The sequence below is a fragment of the Fodinicola feengrottensis genome (genome assembly GCF_039530045.1).
Classification (GTDB): domain Bacteria; phylum Actinomycetota; class Actinomycetes; order Mycobacteriales; family HKI-0501; genus Fodinicola; species Fodinicola feengrottensis.
In genome coordinates this window covers 1-21,641 of sequence record NZ_BAAANY010000038.1, presented here as the reverse complement: position 1 = coordinate 21,641, position 21,641 = coordinate 1, and the positions used below count along the sequence as shown (strand labels likewise).

Genomic DNA, 21,641 nt, shown 5'->3' with positions numbered 1-21,641 from the left:
GGTCTCCTTAGATCCGGTCGAGGATGTCGAGCGCGTCTTCCAGGTCCGGATCCAGCTGGTCCTCCAGTGCGTCCAGCGCGTCGGTACCCGTGAGAGGGATGTCGTGCACGTCCGGGCCATATACGACTCGGACCTTGTCGAAGGTGAGCTGCTGGCCGTACGGGACCTGCGGGAGGTCGCCCGCGTCCGAGATGGTCACGTGCGGCACGAAGTTCGGGTGGTGGCTGGCCGGCGGCGCCATGTCGCCTACGTCCAGGCAGGCGCTGACGAGATCGTCCGACTCGACTAGCACCACCCGGCTGCTCTGCGGCCCTAGGTAGGCGCTGCCCGCGACATCAGTCACCATCGGCGCCTCGGTGCTGGCCCAGTCGGTGATGGCGGCCAGGATCGCGGCCTTCGTCTGCTCGTCGATCGACGCGTCCTCACCGAGGTAGCTGATCGTCAGGTGCAGGCCGTCCGCTGGGTGGTCGCCGCCGAGACGGGCGAGCCAGTCCAGCGACGCCTGGTCCGGCACGAGCGCCACCATCGCGCCAGAGGGCTCGTCGGGCGCTCCAGCTGGTCCGTCGGATGGTGCCTCGGCGCGGTCCTCGGCGTCCAGGGCCCTCAGGGCCTCGACGAGGGGCATCGCCCCTGCCGCCACCCTGGTCAGCAGGTCGGCGGCGCTCTCGCGGCTCATCCGGGCCTCCGAGCGGGTGCTGAGCAGGCGGGTGCCGGGCACCGCGCCCTTGAGCACGAGGGAGATCTCGTCCATCCGGGCCTCGGTCATCAGCTCGCGCGCGTCCGGGCCGTACAGCTCCAGGTCGTCGCGCTTCTCGCTCCACTGCTGCCGAGCGAACCCGAAGGAGAACTCGTCCATCGACCCGCTCTTGAGCTGGGCCCAGGCCTGCCGGGCCTTCGGGACTGCGTCGAAGTCGTCCAGCTGGACCGTCATGTCCAGGCCGTCGGGGTGCTCCTCGTACGAGATGCCCCGGCCGATCACCTCGGTCCAGTCGTGTCCCCAGGCGCATTTCGGGAGCTTCTGCTGGAGCCCGCGGGTGAACACGCCAGGGGCCCAGACCGACCCGTAGGAGTCGGCGACGCCGTAGCTGCAGACCCTCGCGGTGAACTGCCGCTTCTCCTCGTCGAGTGCCCGCAGCTCCACGCCGGGGAGCGACCTCTGCTCGTGCTTCGTCATCACGCCGCCTTACCGTTCAAGGCCGCGAGGGCCTGGTCGAGGTCGATCTCGTTGGCGGCCATCTGGGTCAGCAGCTGGCCGACAGTGGAGGCGTCCACGCCTGACACCAGCTCGGCCGCGCCGTCGTACGCCAGGACGGCCTCCATCTGGGCCAGCTCCTCCGACCGCTGGATGACCAGCGTCGACATCGACGAGTTGATCCGCTCGACGACGCGCTCGTGATCCTCGTCCGCGTCCAGGCCCGCCTGGAACTGCGTGGACACGGCTCGGTGGATCTCCTCGGTCAGGGTGGCCGCCAACGCGTCCGACCGAGCCTCGATGAACTGGTCGACCGAGCCGGGGTCTACCTGGTCCGCGCCGGCCGCCAGGGCCAGAGCCATCTCGTACATAGCCGACGCCCACTGCCGGACCTCCTCGACCCAGAAGATCGGGTCGTAGATGCCGGTGCCGGTGGTGTCCCGCTTCTCAACCAGGAGCCTCCCGCGCTTGCCCTCCAGGCGGCCCCGCACGGAGCGGGCCTGGCGGTCGAGCATGTGGTGTGCCTGCTTGGTCATGGCCCGGGTCAGTGACGCGACGTGCGCGTCGCGGATGACGCCACGCTTCTTCGCCTCCAGGTAGGCGGCTGACATCCCCTTCGTGAGGTGCCCGGTGGGGACTGGGGCATGGTCCGGGCCGGCGTGGCGCTGCTCCCCGGCGTCGTCGCTCGCCTGCACCTGTCCCGTCGGGATAGCTACGGGTGCGGGCGACGAGGTGAAGGGCGGACCTACCCAGGCCATCGGCGGCAAACCCACCGCGTCAAGGGCGGCCGCCGGGTCGTAGCCAGCGTCCACCAGGGCGACGGCGGCCTGGGCGAGGTTCAGCGTCGAGACGACGCTCGGCTGCTCGTCCTTGGCCGGGTCCATGCCCGCCGGCAGCCCGATGTAGTCCCGGGCCTCGTCGTCGGTGATCAGGTTGGCCTGCTTCAGCTCCGTCACCGAGACCGCCGTGATGTTCCGCTTCGGCTGCAGCTCGACGACGCCGCTGGTGTCGAACCATCCGGCCTCCGAGCCCACCAGCGGTGCCAGCCGGAGGTTGATGTGGTCCTGCAGCTCCGAGACCAGCGGCAAGATGGTGTCGAACCAGAAGTTCTGGTGCTCCTGGCCCGCGTTGCTATACGTGCGCTCGCTGGCGTCGCCCAGCTTGGACACCGGCACGCCGAACGCGATGGAGATGGAGTGCTGCGCCTGGATCATCTGCTGGATAAACTGGCTGTCCCGCTGGGTGCTCCCCAGCGTCTTGATGTCCAGCATCCCGCCAACGCCGCCGTCCCCGTCGCCGTTGACCTCAAGAAACGCAGTCCTCCCGGCGTTGGCGGGGCCCCGGTAGTTCGATTGGAACTGGGCCTGGAAGGCCGCCTTCTGCTCGGAGTTCTCGAACGCCTGGGTCACCACGGCGGCGGCCGGCATGGCGTTGTTGCGGAGGAAGCCGACGCTGTACTCGGAGAGCATGATCGCGGTGGACACGTCCAGCCTGGCGGCCTGCAGCACGCTCTCGGGCTGCCGAGGGTCGAGCTGGCTGGGCCGCCAGGCGTAGAAGACCTGGTCGAGGCTGAGGTGCCTGAGCTGGCCGCGATCGACGAACTTGTAGGCGTCGAAGTAGCGGCTGCCGCCGTCTGTTGGGACCGGGCGAATGAGGTTCGCTGGGATCGGCCACGCGTACTGGGGCGCAGGCTGCCTTGGAGAGCCGAAGTCCAGCTCCCAGGCCCAGACGCCCGTCACCAGGTAGCTGGCGATGGCCTGCTGCCACATCTGCCGGGAGGTGAACTGCGGGTTGGGCCGGCCGGCGGGGCCGAGCATCCGCGCCAGCGGGGCCTTGGTGCTGTAGTCGTTCGGCCGCTCGATATCGCCGCCGGCACGGAATGGCAACGCGCTGATGGCCTGGGCGATGATCTGGACGCACCGGTAGACCCAGATGTTGTTGTAGTAGGCCAGCTCCAGTGCTTGCTGCGCGTTCCAGTCCGAGATCTGCCCCTGGCTCGGGGAGATGAACCGCACGGACCGGGTGGCCATCGTCGGGTCACGGCGCTCCAGCGGCTCCGGCGACGGCGGGCCGATCGGCGTCCGCCGGTCTGTCACCTTGAAGTCAGGCATCTTTTGATCCCCCCTATGCCGTGCCGGCGAAGCTGAGCGTCCGTGCCTGCTTGAAGGCCAGCGCCGAGACGCCCCAGACGAGCGCGTCGAGCCGGTCCGGTGAGCCGTTGGTGCCCGGCACCCAGGTGGTCATCTGGCTCTCCAGCTCGGCCAGGTGCCCGACGTGGTGCACGCGGCGCTGCTCGTAGAGGGCCTGCACGGGCTCGGCCCGCAGGACCTTGCCCCTGGTGGCGGTGACCTTCCGGTACGGCACGTTGCGGCCGGTCCTGCCGTCGGGCAGCCGCACCTGGCGGACCACAGTCTCGACCATGTCGCCCCCCTGGTTGGTCTCCGCGACGATCCGGTCGGCGTTGGAGTCGTAGTACGCCTGCACCGCGACCGTCGCCCACTCGGATGGCGTGTAGGTGCCCGAGAGGTCCGCCAGGACGTAGAGCTGGTCCGCGTGCTGGCCGACCACCACCACGCCCGTCTCGTCGCTCTGCGCGGTGCTGGTGGTCGCCGGGTCCACCGCCACGACGATCCGGTCCATCTCCGGGCAGCCGGACTCCAGGATCCGCGCCCGCTCGATCAGGTCGAGGGTGAACAGCGCGCCCTCGATGTCGTCCAGCACCTCGGCGTGCAGCTCCTGCCGGCCGATCGTGGTTCCCTCGTACTTGGCTCGCAGCCGCTCCAGGATCACCGCCGGTAGGTTCGCGGCGTTGTCGTACGTCGAGCCGCGAGTGACGTGCACCTGCGGGTCGACGACCAGCTCCTTGATTAGCTTCGTCGGCTTCGGCGTCGTGGAGACGCACACGCGCGGGTCGCTCCCGAGCCGCAGGGCCATCATGCCCAGGTCCCAGGCGACTGGGCCGTACCGCTGGTTGGCCAGCTCCTCGTACCAGAGCGAGTGGAACTGCGGGCCCCGAAGCGTCTCCGCCGACTTCTCGGTGTCAGCGGCGTAGATGCGCGCGATCGAGCCGTTGGCGAGCTTCAGCTCGCCGAGCGACCGGTTCCAGTCCTTGACGCGGTCGTCAGGCAGCACCGACAGCAGGCCGCTCTCGCCCTCGACGCATACGTCGCGCCCGTCAGCGAACCGGGGCACGACGATGCCCAGGCGATGCTTCGGCTCGCCCAGCATCCGGGTCTTGGACCACTCGGCGGCGGACCGGGTGTTGTGGGTGGGGATCATCGTCCGACCCGCCAGGAACAGATGCGATGGGGAGTCCACCGCGATGCACCTCACTGGCACGGACGGCACTTGCTCGCAGGCGACGATGTACCGGTGGGCAGTGCGGTTGGCCTGTGTGGTCGTCATACGAACCGCCGTGGCCTTCCGGGCCAGTCGGAAGACCTGGTGTCGTGGCGACCAGGTGACACGCCAGCGCGGTCCTACGTCCCTGCCCTCGATTCGGGCGCGTTCCGCACGCTTGACTGGCTTGTGGCCCAGCGAGACGGCTAACTCGAAGACACCGTCGGCCAGAGCCTGCCGGGTGGTGCAGAACTCAACGTGACCACCGACAATGACGCTGCCGTCGGTGTCCATCAGCCCCTGCAGCACGGCCAAGCGCTGCGACTGTGACGCTCGTAGGTACCTCTCCGGCACGTGCCTGTTCTTGAGCAGGCCGAGCGCTCGCAGCCGCGCCGTCAGGCTTGTGCTACGGGGCTGTGCGCGGTTACGCGCCCCTCCAAGTGGGTAGGTGGCGCACCGTGCGCCCTCCTTCCTCCGAGCAGGACCGGTCACCGGCTCGCCTGCAGCGGCGAGGGCCCGGAGTAGCTCGTCCGCGTCCTCGTCCGACACGGTGATCTCCGCACAGGCGCTTGAACCATCGCCCAGCCACGCACCTAGCACGTAAGGGTCAATCGGCAAGGACCTGTCCGGCAGTTCGAGCGGTCCGGTGTTCACGACGGAGTGGTTACGTTCGCGGCCGTTCTGCACAATCACGGTCGACGCGATCTCGATGGTCGTACGGATCTGCGGACCATACTGAGGTTGGATTGATCGACCGTGCGCCTTCCGGGCTCTTTTGTCCCATGTCAGCCACATGTGCTCGGCATCAGCCACGATCACCGAACCGTCATCGAATACGACCCTGTAGCACTCCCGATCACACTGCGTCTCCGTGGCGAACACGACCTGGCACGGGCGGCCCTGATCGTCGAGAACCCGGTCTCCTATCGCCAAGCCGCCCATGGTGGTCCAGCCGGTCGGCGTCGGGATGGGTGTATCGAGGGCCAACGCCTTCCCGAAGCCGCGACCGGCCAATAGCAGCCAGATCAGGGCATCCGGGTCATTTGTGGGACGCTGGTTCCTCCTGGAATGTGCGTGCGGGAAACCGGGGTGACTCGTCCCATTACAGTCCTGCTTGTCACATATCCACTGGTATGCCTTGAGTGCGTAGATCCGCTGGAGGATCTCCAGACGCCTCTCCGGAGCGGCCGTCACTCGGTGCCCCGCACGATGGTGTCGCCGTCGTCGTCCTGGGGGTCAGTGCCCATGCCCGCCCCCGTGCTCGCCGGGCCACGTGCCCAGTGCCGAGTGATAGATGTTCGCCGCCAGACCCTTGGCCTGTCCGGGCGGCACGCCCTCGGACGCCAGGGCCGCCAGCAGCGCGCGATACGGCGTCGGGGAGGCAGCCCAGCGAGCCAGGCCCTTCCCACGCGTCCAGTAGCTGTAGAGCTGCGGGGCGACCAGCTGGAGCTTCGAGGCCACCGCTCAGCCCACCAGGCGCAGGGCGAGCAGCAGCGGGACCAGCAGGGCGCCCGCCGCCAGCCCGATCGCGAGGGAGGCGCACCGGTCCACCAGCCCGAGAAGGGCGCTGCGGCCTGCGTGCCTGGCGCCGTAGTCAGCCACTGGCGACCTCGTGGGCGTCGTTGAGGGCCAGCTCGGCCTCGAGCCTGGCGATCTCGTCCTCGACCGTGCCGGGGAACGTGTGCTGGACGCTCAGCTCCAGGGCCGCGTCCAGGCCGAGGTACCTCGCCCGGCGCTCCTGGATCCGCAGCGCGGTCGTGATCGCCTTGTCGTCGCCCCGCTCGATGGCGGGCTGCAGGGCCAGCAGGTAGCCGTCCAGCCGCTCCAGCTCTACCTTGCGCATCTCGGTGGCGGCGGGGATCACGATCTGGGCGATGCCGGCGGTTACCCGGCGGCTGACCGTCTCGTGGGAGATCCCGAGCCGCCGGCCGATCGCGCGGTACGAGTGGCCGGCGAGGTTCAGCTTGACGACCTCGTCGATCTCGGCGGCGATCGCCATGCGGCTCTTGTGGGGCTTCCCGGCCACTGGTGCATCTCCCTGTCACGTCCGGCGGTAGACGCTTGAGACTTCAAGCACTTACCGTGAGCCTGAGGCATGGAGTGTGGTTTCGCTAGCCCATCTGACCTGCGGGTGTGCGGGTGTCGTCACCTGGATCCGTTTGCTACCAACGATCCTTGGTGACATCGTCGTCGGATCCCAGCAGTACTAGCAAGATACTTAGAGACAGGAGGGGAGCCAGTCGCGGCGACCGGCTCCCCAAGTGCGTGGTCGGCTACGCGTCCGCGACCGCCCTGCCGGCCGTCTGGAGCAGCAGGACGCGAGTGGCCAGCGCCCGCCGGGCCGTCCTCCCACCGCCGAGCAGGACGGCGCTGCGGTGCTGCTCCACGCAGTCGTACGCCAGCGTCCACACCTCCTCCGGGTACCGCTCCCCGATGTCGAGCATCGCCACGTCGACAGCCGTGCGCCAGAACGTGCAGTCCTCTCGCCGCCGGCCGACGGCGGCAAGCTCCTGGTCCAGGGCGGCGAGCAGGTCCGCGATCACGACTCGTCGTCCTCGTCGCCCAGGTCGACCACCGGCGTGACCTGCATGGCGATCAGGAGCGTCTCTGCGGCCACCACCGCCCGCCCGATGTCCCCGCCCCGGACCTGCGGCCGGAGGCCCTCAGCGGCCAGCATGTTGACGACCCGCGTCACCAGCAGGTGCGGGTCGTACGTGCCCCGACCGGCGGTCACTGCGCGGCCCTCAGCTGCACGACATTGTCTGCGTCGGCGGCCGGCACCATCGCGGTCAGGAAGTCGCGACCGCGCATCACCCGGTCGAGCTTGCGCTCCTCCGAGGAGGTGCCGAGGTACAGCTCGGTCGTGCCGGCCTGCTTGTGACCAAGTAGGGCCGAGACGACCCGGATGGCGTGGTCGTACCCGCCCTCTTCCTGGAGCTGGTCGAACAGCGCCCGGGCCACGCCCCGGCGGATGGTGTGGATCCCGATCCCCTTGATGTCACCGCCCACCACCGCCGTATAGGCGCGCTGGATGACCTCCTCCATCTTCGCCATCGGCTTGTGCGGCAGGTACTCGATAGCCGTCCGGAGGCACTCGCGGCTGCCGTCCTCGTGGGTCACCCAGTAGAACCGGCCGTTGTTGCGGGCCGGGACGAGGAAGTCGGTGGACCGCAGCGGCCGGCCCAGGTTCTCCGCGTAGGTCGTCAGCCACTTGCGCATCTCCCGGTCCAGGTCGGCCGTGACGGGGAGCACCTTCTCGTCCTTGGTCTTGACCAGCTCGACGCGGAAGCCGCCTTCGATCAGGTTCAGATCGCCGACCCTCGCCGCCTTGATCGTGCTCGCCCGGACGGCCGTGTTGAGCGCTACAGCCATCAGCGCCCGATCTCGCGGCTCCTCGCAGCTGTCTAGCATCGCCAGCATCACGTCGGGCGCCGGGCGCACCTGCAATTTCTTCGGGGCTTTCAGCGACATGATGTCGCCCGTGAGGTCCCGCCGGGTCAGGCCTTTTCGCTGGCAGTAGTGGAAGAAACGCCCCATGCGCGCCAGGGCGGCATTCGCCGACGACGCGCTGATCGGGGGCCGAGTATGTCCTCGGTAGTCGAGGTGCTCGGCCCGCAACCCGCCTGGGCCAAAGAGGAACTCCTCGACGTGGTGCTCCTCCAGCGAGGACACCAGCAGGTCGCCGGTCAGCTTCACGAACCTCGTGAGGACCGACTTGTCATTCGCGCGAGTGGCGACCGCCATCCCCCGCTGCGTGCACCAGATCTGGTACTGCTCGATCGCCTCGGACAGTCGCGTCCGGTCCTTGCGTACACCCATTCCAGAGACATCCTTTCAATCGGTCTCTGGCGGGAGATCAGCTCCCTCAGTCTACGACAAATTTCCTCTAAAGATTCCCGATAGTGTCCTTCAAGTGGGAATAACTCCCCCCCGGCAGTCACGTTGAGTCGCCCTAGGTGTTGATCTTGGTTAGTTGGTCTACACATAACGGGCATCGGTCCGGAATATCCTTTTCGTACGGGCTAACTAACCAAGATCAACATCGCACTTGAACAGCAGCTTCTCAGAGCCATCCGTGTCGACTGGCGTGCAGGGCTAGCTGAAAGCGGCTGGTGGTGCCGGCGAGCGACATCAGTTTTTCCATTCGGCGTACCAGCGTACGGCGGCTGATGCCCAGCAGTTCGGCGATTTTCTCGTCGGTCATGCCGGCGGAGAGCAGGGCCACCAGCCGACGCTCCCCAGGGCTCAGCGAAGAGGGGACGCGACCGCCGAGATGGACCGGAAACGACGCCCGCCAGGCCAAGTCGAAAAGCCCTTCCAGTGCGAGCAGAAGACTCGACGGATGGACGACCATGACCGCACTGTTGACCGCGGCTTCGGTCGCGGGCAACGAAACGAGCGCTAGCCGCCGGTCGACGATGGTCATTTTCGCCGGCACCGTCGGCAGCACTCGGGCCAGCTCGCCGGCGGCGATGGACGGCTTGATGTTTCCCTCATAATATTCTCGCCGTTCCACCGAGACCCGCGCATAAACCACCCGGTATTCCACCCCGCGGGCGAGGTTTTCCAGTTCCTGCGGGTTCGCGATCGTGTTCGGCCGATGGTACGGCGGAGTGTCGAAGCGACGGATCTGGTGACTGGCCGAGCTTTCGGCCAAGTCACTCCGAGCCAGGATGCTGGACCGCCCGGTGACAACCTCCACCACGTTGTCCGCAGGCTGCGTCCACACGCTGCGGCGGAAGAGGTCGTACGCGTTGAGGGCGGCGGCCTGGGCGGCACGTACCTCCGCCTGCCGCTCCAGACCGAGCAGGTCGACTCCACCGCCAGGCTGCACCGGCACCGTGGTGCCGTCGGCGAGCTCCCGCACCAGGCCAAGCTCTCCCAGTCGCCCGAGCGCCAGCCGGATGGCCGGCTCGGTGCGACCGGTCGCGGTGGCCAGCTCGGCCGGCACGACAGGTCCGCAGGTCAGCAGCCGCGCGTACGCGACCGTCTCGGTGCTGTCGAGGCCGAGCCGGCTGAGGTGCTCGGTCAGGTCAGACATGGGCATCCTCCTTGTCGGGCCCAGCTGCATCATGCCGGTCGGTTGGCACCGATGGTCCGGTCTTGATGGATCTTGGGTGCTTCGAGGCGGAGATGGCGCTTGTGTGACATTGGCGTGATCTCGCCACCGCCGCGCCTGGTCGTGCGATACGAATCCGTCGTGTATCTGTCGTCGGTCCGACCCGGTGCCCGCTCGGGGGTCGTCGGTGCGATCGGCGCGAACGTCGTCGCGCTCGGCCTGGTCAGCCTGGTCACCGACGTGTCATCGGAGATGGTGACCGCGGTCCTGCCCGCGTACCTGGTCTTTGGCCTGAGCCTGTCGATTGCCCAGTACGGACTTATGGACGGCCTCTACACCGGCGTCACCGCGGTCACCAGACTGCTCGGCGGCTACACGGCCGACCGGTGGCGGGCCCGCAAGACGGTGGCCGGCGCCGGCTATGCGCTGTCGGCGGTCGCGAAGATCGGCCTGCTCGCGGCCGGCGGGTCCGCACTGGGCGTCGGTGCGGCGATCGCCGCCGACCGGATGGGCAAAGGTGTCCGTACGGCGCCCAGAGACGCCATGATCACGCTGTCCGCCGAGCCGGCCGCGCTCGGCCGGGCGTTCGGCGTCCATCGGACCCTGGACAGCGTTGGTGCGTTCCTCGGACCGCTGGTCGCGCTCGCAGTCCTGGCCGGCACAGCGCAGGCGTACGACGCGATTTTCGTGGTGAGTCTTTGCGTGGCCGTGCTCGGCGTTCTGCTGCTGATCCTGTTCGTACGCAACAGCCACGATGACGTGCCGGCACAGCGGCCGCTCCTGAAGGAGGCGCTAGGACTTCTCAGCGACCCGCGGATCCGCCGGCTCGCGTACGCCGCCATCCTCCTCGGACTCGTCACCGTCGGCGACGGTTTCGTCTATCTGCTGATCCAGCGCTGGCAGGGTCTGCCGGTGCTGTGGTTTCCGCTGCTGGCGGTCGGTACGAACGTGTCGTACCTGCTGCTGGCCACGCCCTTGGGGGCGATCGCCGACCGGTTCGGCCGCTGGCGGGTCGTCGTCGGCGGCCACGTCGCTCTGCTGGCCGTCTACCTGCTGCTGGCTGGTCACCGCGGCAGCTGGCCCGCGGCGATCCTCGCGCTGGCTCTCTACGGCGCGTTCTACGCTGCCGTAGACGGCGTCCTTATGGCCACCGCCAGTCCTCTCCTGCCCAAGCGCGTTAGGACGAGCGGCCTCGCGTTGCTGCAAACCTGCCAGGCGTTGGCGTATCTGCTCTCGTCTGTCATTTTCGGCTTGGCTTGGCAGGCTTTCGGCCCCGACCGAGCCGGCTTCGTCGCGGCCGCCGGAGTCCTGGTCGCGTTGCCGTTGGCCGTGTGGTGGTTGCGGAGCGCGAAATGAGAACGCTGTCCACCCGCGCGCGAATGGCCGTGGTGGGCGTGGCTGTGGTGGTGCTGGCCGGCGCCGGCGGTTGGTACGCCGTACGGGCCGCCGACCGCTCTGGGGCGACCGGAAGCGGGTCGGGAGCGGTGACCCTGGCGGCCGGTCAGTGGCTCGTCTTTCGGTCCACTGTGGACGGTCCCAGCTACGGCCACCTGGCCGAGGTTCCGGAATCCTCCCCGCGCTCGGGCCGCGCGTTCACCGCGGACCGCTGCGCGCGGGCGTACGCCGCTGCTGGCAGCGGCGTGTGTTTGCGGCCCAGCACCGAAAATCCGGGTGGGTACGAGATCGCCCTGCTCGGGCCGGACGCGGCTGCCCGCCGGGCGATCCCAATGAACGGGATCCCGAGCCGCGCCCGGGTGTCGGCGAGCGGCCGGATGGTGTCGTGGACGACGTTCGTCGCCGGCGACTCGTACACCGGGACCAGCCAGTTCTCCACTCGGTCCGGCATTCTGGACACCACCGCGGATGTCCTCGCCGGCACTTTGGAGACCTTCACGCTGACCATGAATGGCCGCCCGTACGAGGCAACGGACCTCAACTACTGGGGCGTCACGTTCACCCGCGACGACAACCATTTCTACGCCACGGCCGGCACCGGCGGGAAGCGCTATCTGGTTGAGGGTGACTTCGCCCGACGTACTTTTCGTACGCTGCGAGAAAATGTCGAGTGCCCGTCATTGTCGCCGGATGGCACCAGGATCGCGTACAAGAAACGCGTGTCCAGCGACCCGACGCAACCGTGGCGATTCGCCGTACTCGATCTCGCCACGATGCGCGAAACACTGCTCGCTGAGCCGCGGAGCGTGGACGACCAACCGGCCTGGCTGGACAGTCACACCGTGATGTACGGGGTGCGGCGAGACGCCCGACACGCCGACGTGTGGGCGGTCCCCGCCGACGGCACCGGGCGACCCGGACTGCTGATCCCCGACGCCGAATCGCCCGCCGCGCTCAGCCCGTGAAGATGTCGGTGATCGCGGTCCGGCTCGCCGCATTGCCGAGCGCGGGCAACCCGTACATGTCCTCGAGGGTACGCAGGACGCGATAGTGATCGATTTGCTCGGAATACTTCCCGGCGCTGATATTCGAACCGACGAACGATGTGTAGATCTGGTTAACAGAGGTGAAATTGTCCTCGTCGAAGCTGGTGATCAGCATGCTGTTGTGAGTTTTGGACCATTGCGCGTACGCGTCCAGGTGCTTCTTCTGCCAGGTGTCGCCGGTGCTGATCGAGCAGTCATGCATGTCGTCGCACATGTTCGGAATCACGAACGAGACGGTGGGCAGTGTCGAATAGTCGCTGGGAAAAGAGGAGAACGGCCACTGCTTGGTCTTGTCGACATTGTCGAAATTCACCCAGGGCGCGTGCTTGCGCATGTACTTGCTGGAGGAACAGCCGGTGTAGCCCGTGCTGGGCAGATCCTCCGCGTACGAGCCGTAGCTGATCCCCGCGGCGCCGAGTTGCTGGAACAGGTTTCCCTTGCCCTTGAACGTGTTCGGACAGCCGTCTCCAGTAAGACCCTGCGTGGTGCCGGAGAACAGCGCGACGTAGTTCGGCTGGCTCGGATGGGTGATCCCGAACGACTGGCTGGAAAGCGCGCCCTGGGCGGCCAACTGCTGGAGGTAAGGTGCGTTGGTTCCGGACGCCACATCTGGATAGTTCTTGTTCTCGTGCAACACGATCACGACGTGGTCGTACCGGTGCAGCGACGGGGTGGCGATGGCTTGGGCCGCGCCAACCAGGGCTACCGCGACGGCTACTCCCAGGATCGCGGCGGCTCGGAACGCGGAGGAGCGACGAACACGCATCGGGACTCCCGAACGGTCGGCGACTGTATCCGCATTTGTCTACCCTGTTCGGGCCCACCCCGGTGGCACATTCGCGCCATGACGACATCTGGCATCGGGTCAATCAGCCGAAAGCACCGCGGACGTATGTGCCGGAGTTGCGCATCGCGTCCGCGGCTTCGGGCAGGAATCGCCAGAACAGATGGAGACTGTGCATACCAGCAAGACGGGGTCGCCGGTGTCGGCTCCCGGGAGAGTTAGATCGGCGCGACGATGTGTACGGGAGTGCCGTAGTCGAACATCGTCATCGTCATGTCGATGTCGAGCTGGTGACCCTGAATCGTGGTCGGAACCGTCAGGTGGAACTCGACGACCCGCCCCTGGCCGTCCAGCCAGACCTGCACCGGCAAGGTGTCCTTTCCCAGGCCCTTCTTCATCGCCTCCAGAGCCGTCTTCTCATCGCCCTTGGCCGCGGCGATCGCCTTGTTGAGGTCGATAGTCGCCGTATAGCCGGTAGCGGAGGCTCCATGGACTGTCTTCGCCCCGAGCGGAGTGACATTGCCCGCGCGTTCCAGGTAGCGCAGGGTGTCGGCCTGGTTGCCCGAGCCCAGGCTGCTGCCGCCACTGCCCTGGGTCTTCGTCCACTTACCGCCATTCACCTGCTCGTAGACGGTCGAGCCGACGGTGATCGAGTGCACCTTGGTCGGACCGGACAACACGATGTCAGCGGCCGGCGGCTGGCACTGCCCGGAGCCGTCACCGGACAGCGTGATCTTTCGTCCCTGGATCGTGACCACCATCGTCAACGAGACCTTGAACGTGTTCGCCTTGGAGGTCTGGGTGAACGCGGCCTGCACCATTTGCAGCGGTGACAGCGGCGGAGCGCTGGTCACCTTGGGCTGCGGCCGGCTCGCGGTGGAGGTCTTGGGAAGCGAGCAGGCGCCCGCCCCGAAGGTGAGCCCCACCGCCACCAGGGCCGCCATGGCGGCCGTCGTCATCTTGCGATACATCCCCGTTTTCCTTTCTCTACAACGAAAGTCCTACACCTTCGGTGCGGCGATCTGCGCTGGGGCACCGAAGTCGTACAGCGTGAGCGTGGTGTCGGTGGTGACCTTCACACCCTGGTACGTGAGCGGCAGCGCCATCTCGAAGTGCACGATCCGGCCCTGTTCGTCCAGCCACACCTGCACCGGGAGCTCGGGCTTGCCGAGCGACTTGCGGATGTTCTCCATGTTGGGCTTGTCCGCCGGATCGGCGCCGGCCACCGCGGTGTCCAGGTTGACCGACGCGGTGTAACCGGTCACCGCGATGCCCTTGATCGTGGTCTTCCCGGTGGTCTTGACCTGGTCTGAAGCAATCTGCAGGAAATGCAGCATGTCCAGCTGGTCGCCCTGCCCGGCACCTACATCGTCGGGGCTCAGCTTTTTCCAGGCTCTGCCGCTCTTCTGCTCGTAGCTGTCCGAGCCCACGCTGATCTCATGCCGCTTCGGTGCGGTCAGCGTCAGATCCGACGCCGGCGTACCGAATTCCACGACCCCGCTGCCCGCGGTCTTCTCCTTGGTCCCGGGCGCCCCGACGGTGATCAGCACGTCGATCTTCGAAGTCTTCGCGGCAATCGTCTTGTCGAGCGAGCCCTGCACCAGCTCAACTGGCGTTTGGGGTGCCGCGGTGGACTGTTGTGCGGCCGGCGTCGCATTCGTACCCGCCGCCTTGGGCTGCGCCGGTCCGCACGCGGTCATCCCGACCGCGAGCCCCAGCATGAGGGCAGCCGTCATTGCCTTGCGATGCATCCCCGTTTCCTCTCCCCGTCATAAGCCTCATCGAGGCATGAGGGAAAATAGCCCGCAAGCCAAGGGACCGTCATGTGAATTCCAGGAATTCATCTTTTCAGTCAGTCTTGGTCGCTTCGCGAATGTGACGATACGGCTCATAAAACAGACAAAACCTCGCCGTTTCGTCACATTCACGGGTTCCGGTGCGAAGATCAAGAACGGACCACGTTTCGTACCAGGAAAGGAAGTCGATGAGCGAGCAGCTGCTGATTGGTGCCCAGCTGGCGGACGGCACCGGGGCGCCGCTGCGGGCCGCCGAAGTGCTGGTTTCCGGCGACCGGATCCAGGCCGTCGAGGCGCCGGGCGCGGTGAGCGGCTCGTACGACGGGCCCGTGGTCGACCTTTCCGGGCTGGTGCTCGCGCCCGGCTTTATCGACACGCATTCGCATGCCGACAACGCGCCGCTGCTGGCAGCTGACGACACCACCAAGATCTTCCAGGGCGTGACGACCGAGGTGGTCGGCAACTGCGGCTTCAGCCTGGCACCTCGCCGTTCCCGGCACGCCGACACTTTCACCGCGTTCACCGGCCGACTCTTCCCGCCGATCGACTGGGCGTGGTCCGGGTTCGACGAGTTCTTCCGTACGACTGACCAGAACGGGTATGTCACCAACTACTGCCAGCTGGTCGGGCACGGCACGCTGCGGATCGCGGCGATGGGGATGGCCGACGCGGCGGCGGACGATGACGCGATCGCCGTCATGCGTACTGAGCTGGAGTCGGCGATGGCGGCCGGCGCTTTTGGCCTGTCCAGCGGCCTGATCTATCCGCCGGCGGTCTATTCCGGCACGTCGGAGCTGGTCCGACTGGCCGAGGTGCTGGGTGGCGATGGCCTTTACGCGACGCACATGCGCAACGAGGGCGCCGGGTTATTGGAGGCCATCGCCGAGGCGCTGGAAATCGGCGCCGCCGCCGGGCGTACGCACATTTCGCATCTGAAATCGGCTGGCCGCCCGAACTGGGGCCGGATGCCGGCCGCGATCACCGCCCTCGACCAGGCGAAGGCGGCCGGCCAGCGGGTCAGCCATGACATCTATCCGTACGACGCCTCGTCCACGATGCTCGCGACCGTGCTGCCGCCGAGCTACCTGGCCGACGGCGAGGCCGCGATCCTGAAGCGGCTGGCCGACCCACCCGGCGGCCGCCGGGAACTGGCCCGGCTCATCGCCGAAGGTCTGCCCGGCTGGGAAAGTACGATCCGTGGCGCCGGCTGGGACGGCATCCTGGTCGCCACCACCGGCAGCCACCGCGACGAGGGTCGTACGCTCGCGGAGATCGCCGCCGACCGGCAGGTCGAGCCGGTGGACGCGCTGATCGACGTGCTACTCGCCGAGGAGCTCAAGGCCTCGATGGTCAGCTTCAGCATGAACGAGACCGACATCGAGACGGCGTTGTCGTACGAGCACACCATGATCGGCAGCGACGGCCTGCCGCCCGGCGCCGGCGGTAAGCCGCACCCGCGCCTCTACGGCACTTTCCCGCGGGTGCTGGGCCGCTATCGCCGCGAGCGGGCGCTGCTGACCCTGCCCGAGGCGGTCCGTCGGATGACCTCGCTGCCGGCGGACACCTTCCGCATCCCGGACCGCGGCCGAGTCGCCGCCGGCACGATCGCCGACCTGGTGGCTTTCGACCCGGACACCGTCGCCGACATCTGCGACTACCGCGACCCCGTACACCAGCCACTGGGCATCCCGTGGGTCATGCAGGCGGGCCACCCGGTCGTCGTCGACGGCACCTACGTCGGCCCCCGCCGCGGCCGCCGCCTGTCCCCCGCCTGAACCCCAAAACAACTGCGGCCTCGTCATCCGGTGGATGACGAGGCCGCGGTTGTCGACGCATTGCGCGCCGCGGTCGTACCGACTTGCGCGCCGCAAGAGTGGAGCGGGACTAGAGGCTTACTTGGGGAGTGCTGGGAGTGGGAGGCCACCCGGGAGGAGGGAGGTGATGGTCTTGAGCAGACCCATGACCACGCCCAGCACGGTGCCGACCAGGCTGCCGATGTCCGGCAGGCCGGGCACCGGAAGGGCCGGCACCGGAAGGCCGGCGGGGCCGTCGAGGTGGACGGACGTCGTGGCGACGGCAACCTGAGCCACCGCGGCACTGTGGACGGTGGCGGCCGTAGCCGGCGCTGCGGTTGCTCCGATGAGCAACACAGATAGCAGGAGTGCCAGTGCGAGAGCGGTGCGTGCACGCAAGATACGCATGGAACGGGTCCTTTCCGTGAGTCCGTTAATCGGACACGACCCGTGAAAGCTAGCAATCCGGACATTGACTGTCAAAAGATGCCACACGCCACATCCGCCCCAGTAGGCGGGGGCCACGCTCAGCAGATATAACGAAATGGCATCATTTTTCCCGTACGGCGTGTCCGCTCCGCTCCGGTTTCAGGGCCGCCGGCCGAGATGCCCCGCTAGCTGCGCGTACGGTCCGGCGTCCGGCTCGACCTCGACCACCGGACCGAACGGGATCGGGCCGCCACGAGCGTCCGCGGGCACGAATTGCCGGGCGATCGGCAGCACCGCTTCGGCGAGCGAGTCGTCGAGCAGGTCCAGCCGACCGAGTGCCTTCGCGAGGTCCCACGAGTGCACAGTCATCTCCTGCGCGTACGCGAGCATCGCGGCCCGGCCAGGGAACTCGCCGAACGGCAGCGACAGCACCTTGTCCAACAACGCGTCGTCCGACCACACCTGCTCGACGGTGGCCCGCGCCTCGTGGAACAGCGGGATGAGCTCAGCGGCCGGCAGATCGGGTACGAGCGATGAGACGTCCGCGGCCTTGCCTCCCTTACCGGTGTGGATGACGCGCCGCACGACGCCGATCATGTGCCCGCTCAACTTCCGTACGTCGAACTCTTCGCACGGCGTCGGCAGGCTCATCTTCTCTTCGGTCGCCTCGGCGATGACCTTCTCGGCCTGGTCCAGCGCCTGGCCGAACAAGATCCGCGGGTCGCTCATTACTTCTCCTTCGTAGCTGGTTGGCGGTACGGGGAGCAGCATGGCAGCGATAATCTGACATCGGCTGTCATATATTGCTGGCAGAATTTCCAGCTGTGAAGTCAGACCGGCTGTTGTCCATCCTGATGTTGCTGCAGACGTACGGTCAGCTGTCCGCGGCCGACCTGGCCGGCCGGCTGGAGGTGTCGCAGCGCACCATCTACCGAGACCTGGAGGCGCTGTCCGCCGCCGGCGTCCCGGTCTACACCGAGCGCGGCCGCAACGGCGGCTGCGCCCTGCTCCCCGGCTATCGCACCGACATGACCGGCCTGAGTACGGACGAGGCCCGCGCGCTTTTCGTCTTCACCGGCCGCGGCGACACCTCGACGCCGGGGATGGAGCCGGCGTTGCGCTCAGCCCTGCGCAAGCTGATGGCCGCGCTGCCGGTCGGCCAGCAACCCGAGGTAGATCACGCGATGCAGCGGGTGGTGGTCGACAGCCGCCGCTGGGGCGCCGAGCTCGACGAGCTACCAACGCTGCCGGTGATCGAGGACGCGGTCTGGCAGGACCGGCGGATCCGGATCCGCTACCAGCCCGGCCGCGGCGGCCCGGCCGCCGACCACCTCCTCGACCCGTACGGACTCGTCCACAAGTCCGGCATCTGGTACTTGATCGCGGCACACAACGACGAGCCGCGGATGTTCCGGGTGTCGCGCGTACAAGAGGCCACCGCGCTGGACGAGCCGTCCACCCGGCCAGCGGATCTGGACCTCGAAGAGCTGTGGCATCGGCTGCGCACCACCTTCGAGTCTTCCGGCAAGGGCATCGACGTCGTCGTTCGGGTACGAGCGGAGCGGCTCGCGCTGATGCTCGGTGCGACCCGCCGGCAGATGGTCGAACCACCCGAACACGATCCGCCGGACGCCGACGGCTGGTGTGAGGTCCGGGCTCGCTTTCGTGGTCTGCTGCCGGCTCGCGGTGTGCTGCTCGGACTCGGCACGGAGGTGCGGGTGGTGTCGCCGGTGGAGCTCCAGGACGACCTGGTCGCCACCGCGGCCGCCGTTCTGGCCACTTACCAAGGCCCGATCGGGCAACGCGATCGTGCCGCTGGGGCCACGCAGCGTGCTCGGCCGGGGCGGTGAGCAGGGCGATCATCGGGAGAATCCGGCATGAAAGTAACCCTGTGCACAAGTCGCTAGAGACATCGTTGACGAGAACCGCCACGATAGGACCGTGATCAAGACTGCCCAGCGGCTGCGTACCGGTGCCGCCACCCACCCCGGCCGGGTCCGGGAGAACAACCAGGACTCGTATTTCGCGGGTGAGAGGCTGATCGTCGTCGCCGATGGCGTCGGCGGAGCGGCCGGCGGTGAGGTCGCCAGCGCGGCCGCCATCGCCGCGATGTCCGCGGTAGACACGGAGCAAGCAGCGGACTCCCCGGACGCCGCTGCCGCCGCCTTCATCAGTGCGGGAGACGATGCCGCGGCGCGGATCCGGGCGGCTACCGAAGCCAAGCCGGAACTCGCCGGGATGGGTACGACGCTCAGCGCCTTCCTGCTCACCGGCGACCAGATCGTGATGGCGCACGCTGGCGACTCCCGGGCGTACCGGCTGCGCGGCGGCGAGATGGTGCAGCTGAGCAAGGACGACTCGTACGTGCAGCTCCTGATCGACCGCGGCTCGCTCCGGCCCGAGGACGCCGAGTCGCATCCGCAGCGCAACCTCGTCACCAAGGTCCTGCAGACCGACCCGGTCGACCTGTCCCTGCGCAAGGAGTTCGTCGAGCTGGGCGACCGCTACCTGGTCTGCAGCGACGGGCTGACCGGGGTGGTCCATCGGGACATCATCGTGGCGACCCTCGGCGAGGTCGCCGACCCGACCGAGTGCGCCAACGAGCTGATCGAGCTGGCCCTGGAACGCGGCGCGCCGGACAACGTCACCGCGGTCATCGGCGACGTGATCGCCGAGGAACCCGAGCCGGAGCCGGAGATGCCGCCGACCGTCAAGCTGCCGATCGTCGACGCCGAGGTCGCCGCCACCGGTGCGCCGGTCGATGCGCCGGCAGTGCTGTCGATCGATGCGCCGGGAGTGATGCCGGCCCTGGCACCGGAGCCTGAGCCGCCCGTACGCCGCGGTTTCTTCGCCCGGGTTTTCGGCCGCCGGCATGGGCGTCGCCGCCGTTAGCAGGTTCCCCGCGACAGGCCGGAGCAACAAAAAAGGGCGCACCTAGACTGAGCCGGTGAGTGATTCCCACCGGCTGCGCCGGCCATTGATCTGGGTCGCCCTCGCTGCGCTGGTCAGCAACGCCTTCATCGTGGTCACCGGCGCGACAGTACGACTGACGGGCTCGGGGCTTGGCTGCCCGACCTGGCCCAAATGCGGCGACGGGTCGTACGTGCCGACGGCGGAATACGGGATCCACGGCATCATCGAGTTCACCAACCGGATGCTGGTCTTCGCCGATGTCGCCATCCCGCTGATCGCCTTCGGCCTCGCCTGGCTGGCACGGCCCCGCCGCAAGCCGCTGATCGCGCTGAGCGTCGTCCTCGTCGGCGGCATCCTGCTGAACGCGGTGATGGGTGGGTTGACCGTCCTCAGCGGCCTGAACCCGTGGGTGGTGGCGGCGCATTTCCTGCCGTCGCCAGCCCTGGTCGTCGTCGCGTACGTCTTCTGGGTGCGGTCTCGCGAGGCCGGCGACGGGCCCATCCAGTGGCTCGGCGCGCAGCCGTTCCGGATTCTGGCGTGGCTGCTCATCCTGTCCGCCGGGCTGACCGTGGTCATCGGCACCGTGGTGACCGGGTCGGGCCCGCATGCCGGCGACGCGACCGCCGTACGCACCGGCCTCGACCCGGCGATCGTCAGCATGGTGCACGCCGACTCAGCGATCTTGCTGGTGGGGCTCACCATCGCAGCGCTGGTCGCCTTCGCCGCGGGAAAGGCACCAAAGGCGGCCACCAAGGCGATCGCCGTCCTGTTCATCGTGGAGTTGGCCCAGATCGCGATCGGCTATACGCAATACTTCACGCACCTGCCGATCGTGCTGGTCGCGGTGCACGTGACCGGCGCGATCGTGCTCTGGATCAGCGCCCTGCGACCACTGTTCGCACTGCGTCGGCGCGGCCTGGACGTACCACCCGCGGTGGAGACCGAGGTGCCGGTCGAGCTGGCCGCGGATCGGGTCTGACGCGGAACAAACCGGGCACCAACCCCGTTGCGACAGACATGAAAATCGGACTCTCCACTTTCATCACCGACGAGGGCATCCGGCCCGCCGACCTCGGCCGGGCCGCCGAGGAGCGCGGGTTCGACTCGCTCTTCATCGCCGAGCACAGCCACATTCCGGTACGCGAGGAAACGCCCTATCCGGGCGGTACCGAACTGCCGCGGATCTACTACCGGACGCTGGACCCGTTCGTCGCACTGTCCGCGATCGCTTCGGTGACCGAGAAACTGCTGCTGGGCACCGGCATCGCGCTGGTCATCCAGCGGGACACGATCCACACCGCGAAGGAGGCCGCGAGCCTGGACCTGGTGTCCAACGGCCGCGCGGTGCTCGGTGTGGGCGCCGGCTGGAAGCGCGAGGAGATGCGTAACCACGGCACCGATCCGCGGACCCGCGGCGCACTGCTGGATGAGCAGCTGCGAGCGATCCGGGAGATCTGGACCAAGGAACAGGCCGAGTTCCACGGAAAGCACGTGAACTTCGACCCGATCTACGCCTGGCCGAAGCCGGTGCAGCCGACCCTGCCGATCTATATCGGCGGCGAAGGGGAGGCCGCACAGCGCCGGGTCGTCGAGCTCGGCGACGGCTGGATGCCGAGCGCCAGCCGGCAGCCGACCGACCTGGCGGAAACCATCAAGAGCCTGCGCGACCGGGCCGGCCGGCACATCCCGGTGACGCTTTTCGGGGTGAGCGATCTCGGCGTCGACCTCGACGCGTACGAGGCCGCCGGCGTCGAGCGAGTCCTGTTCTTCCTCCCGACCCAGCCACGGTCCGAATCCCTGCAGACCCTCGACACCTTCGCGGCCCGCATTACCCGCTAGCCTGAGTTTCCTCGCTAGTTTGATCTTGGGTGGTGTTTTGCCTGGTCAGGTGGGTT

Annotated in this window: 20 protein-coding genes; 7 read left to right on the top strand and 13 right to left on the bottom strand. The window is 67.8% G+C overall.

The features are described 5' to 3' along the window. Positions 1–7 precede the first annotated feature (7 nt). The 8 genes from ABD301_RS35675 to ABD301_RS35640 form a co-directional block, all read right to left on the bottom strand. Positions 8–1,174: an HK97 family phage prohead protease gene (locus ABD301_RS35675; protein ID WP_344314576.1), complete on the bottom strand. Its 1,167-nt coding sequence runs from the start codon at positions 1,172–1,174 to the stop codon at positions 8–10. Next, entirely contained in the window at positions 1,174–3,303 is a 2,130-nt protein-coding gene (locus tag ABD301_RS35670; RefSeq protein WP_344314575.1) for a phage portal protein, read from the bottom strand. Before ABD301_RS35670 ends, ABD301_RS35675 begins: the two co-directional genes overlap by 1 nt. Positions 3,304–3,316: 13 nt before the next feature. Further along, positions 3,317–4,840, bottom strand: a complete 1,524-nt coding sequence (locus ABD301_RS35665; RefSeq protein WP_344314782.1) for a phage terminase large subunit family protein — start codon at positions 4,838–4,840, stop codon at positions 3,317–3,319. A 1,285-nt stretch (positions 4,841–6,125) separates the two neighbouring features. Further along, positions 6,126–6,557 (bottom strand): hypothetical protein, encoded by a 432-nt coding sequence (locus ABD301_RS35660; RefSeq protein ID WP_344314574.1) that lies wholly within the window; start codon positions 6,555–6,557, stop codon positions 6,126–6,128. Positions 6,558–6,804: 247 nt separating this feature from the next. Continuing rightward, on the bottom strand, positions 6,805–7,074 hold the full coding sequence (locus ABD301_RS35655) for a hypothetical protein (RefSeq protein WP_163567129.1): 270 nt from the start codon (positions 7,072–7,074) through the stop codon (positions 6,805–6,807). Continuing rightward, positions 7,071–7,265, bottom strand: coding sequence for a hypothetical protein (locus ABD301_RS35650; protein WP_163567130.1), 195 nt, complete (start codon positions 7,263–7,265; stop codon positions 7,071–7,073). Before ABD301_RS35650 ends, ABD301_RS35655 begins: the two co-directional genes overlap by 4 nt. Beyond that, positions 7,262–8,227: a tyrosine-type recombinase/integrase gene (locus ABD301_RS35645; RefSeq protein WP_163567131.1), complete on the bottom strand. Its 966-nt coding sequence runs from the start codon at positions 8,225–8,227 to the stop codon at positions 7,262–7,264. The genes ABD301_RS35650 and ABD301_RS35645 overlap by 4 nt, the downstream gene beginning before the upstream one ends. 367 nt (positions 8,228–8,594) lie before the next feature. Beyond that, positions 8,595–9,572, bottom strand: coding sequence for a helix-turn-helix domain-containing protein (locus tag ABD301_RS35640; protein ID WP_344314573.1), 978 nt, complete (start codon positions 9,570–9,572; stop codon positions 8,595–8,597). A gap of 159 nt (positions 9,573–9,731) precedes the next feature. Between ABD301_RS35640 and ABD301_RS35635 the strand changes: the two genes are divergently transcribed. Together ABD301_RS35635 and ABD301_RS35630 are read left to right on the top strand one after the other, a co-directional pair. Further along, positions 9,732–10,946: an MFS transporter gene (locus ABD301_RS35635; protein ID WP_344314572.1), complete on the top strand. Its 1,215-nt coding sequence runs from the start codon at positions 9,732–9,734 to the stop codon at positions 10,944–10,946. Then, complete coding sequence (locus ABD301_RS35630; protein WP_279579334.1) at positions 10,943–11,950, top strand: TolB-like translocation protein; 1,008 nt, start codon at positions 10,943–10,945, stop codon at positions 11,948–11,950. The genes ABD301_RS35635 and ABD301_RS35630 overlap by 4 nt, the downstream gene beginning before the upstream one ends. On the opposite strand, the gene ABD301_RS35625 is transcribed toward ABD301_RS35630, so the two are convergent. The 3 genes from ABD301_RS35625 to ABD301_RS35615 form a co-directional block, all read right to left on the bottom strand. Then, positions 11,940–12,797 carry an alkaline phosphatase family protein gene (locus ABD301_RS35625; RefSeq protein WP_344314571.1) on the bottom strand — a complete coding sequence of 286 codons (858 nt, stop codon included), beginning with the start codon at positions 12,795–12,797 and terminating at the stop codon, positions 11,940–11,942. The genes ABD301_RS35630 and ABD301_RS35625 overlap by 11 nt on opposite strands. Before the next feature lie 236 nt (positions 12,798–13,033). Further along, positions 13,034–13,786 carry an SCO4651 family lipoprotein gene (locus ABD301_RS35620; RefSeq protein ID WP_163567135.1) on the bottom strand — a complete coding sequence of 251 codons (753 nt, stop codon included), beginning with the start codon at positions 13,784–13,786 and terminating at the stop codon, positions 13,034–13,036. A 30-nt stretch (positions 13,787–13,816) separates the two neighbouring features. Beyond that, the gene (locus tag ABD301_RS35615) at positions 13,817–14,566 is read right to left on the bottom strand and encodes a hypothetical protein (protein WP_344314570.1); all 750 of its coding nucleotides are present in this window, start codon (positions 14,564–14,566) and stop codon (positions 13,817–13,819) included. 233 nt (positions 14,567–14,799) lie between these two features. Between ABD301_RS35615 and ABD301_RS35610 the strand changes: the two genes are divergently transcribed. Then, a complete protein-coding gene (locus tag ABD301_RS35610) occupies positions 14,800–16,386 on the top strand; it encodes an N-acyl-D-amino-acid deacylase family protein (protein WP_344314569.1) in 1,587 nt (528 codons plus the stop codon). A gap of 117 nt (positions 16,387–16,503) precedes the next feature. Here the strand turns inward: ABD301_RS35610 and ABD301_RS35605 are convergent, their stop codons facing one another. After that, on the bottom strand, positions 16,504–16,812 hold the full coding sequence (locus tag ABD301_RS35605) for a hypothetical protein (protein ID WP_163567137.1): 309 nt from the start codon (positions 16,810–16,812) through the stop codon (positions 16,504–16,506). A 180-nt stretch (positions 16,813–16,992) separates the two neighbouring features. Continuing rightward, complete coding sequence (locus ABD301_RS35600) at positions 16,993–17,562, bottom strand: TIGR03086 family metal-binding protein (RefSeq protein WP_163567138.1); 570 nt, start codon at positions 17,560–17,562, stop codon at positions 16,993–16,995. 95 nt (positions 17,563–17,657) lie between these two features. Here ABD301_RS35600 and ABD301_RS35595 point away from each other — a divergent pair, with 95 nt between their 5' ends. From ABD301_RS35595 to ABD301_RS35580, 4 genes are all read left to right on the top strand, one after another. Then, positions 17,658–18,683, top strand: coding sequence for a helix-turn-helix transcriptional regulator (locus tag ABD301_RS35595; protein WP_344314568.1), 1,026 nt, complete (start codon positions 17,658–17,660; stop codon positions 18,681–18,683). A gap of 91 nt (positions 18,684–18,774) precedes the next feature. After that, entirely contained in the window at positions 18,775–19,725 is a 951-nt protein-coding gene (locus tag ABD301_RS35590; protein ID WP_344314567.1) for a PP2C family protein-serine/threonine phosphatase, read from the top strand. Positions 19,726–19,780: 55 nt separating this feature from the next. Then, positions 19,781–20,725, top strand: a complete 945-nt coding sequence (locus tag ABD301_RS35585) for a COX15/CtaA family protein (RefSeq protein ID WP_344314566.1) — start codon at positions 19,781–19,783, stop codon at positions 20,723–20,725. A 38-nt stretch (positions 20,726–20,763) separates the two neighbouring features. Then, positions 20,764–21,585, top strand: a complete 822-nt coding sequence (locus tag ABD301_RS35580; RefSeq protein ID WP_344314565.1) for an LLM class F420-dependent oxidoreductase — start codon at positions 20,764–20,766, stop codon at positions 21,583–21,585. Positions 21,586–21,641 lie beyond the last annotated feature (56 nt).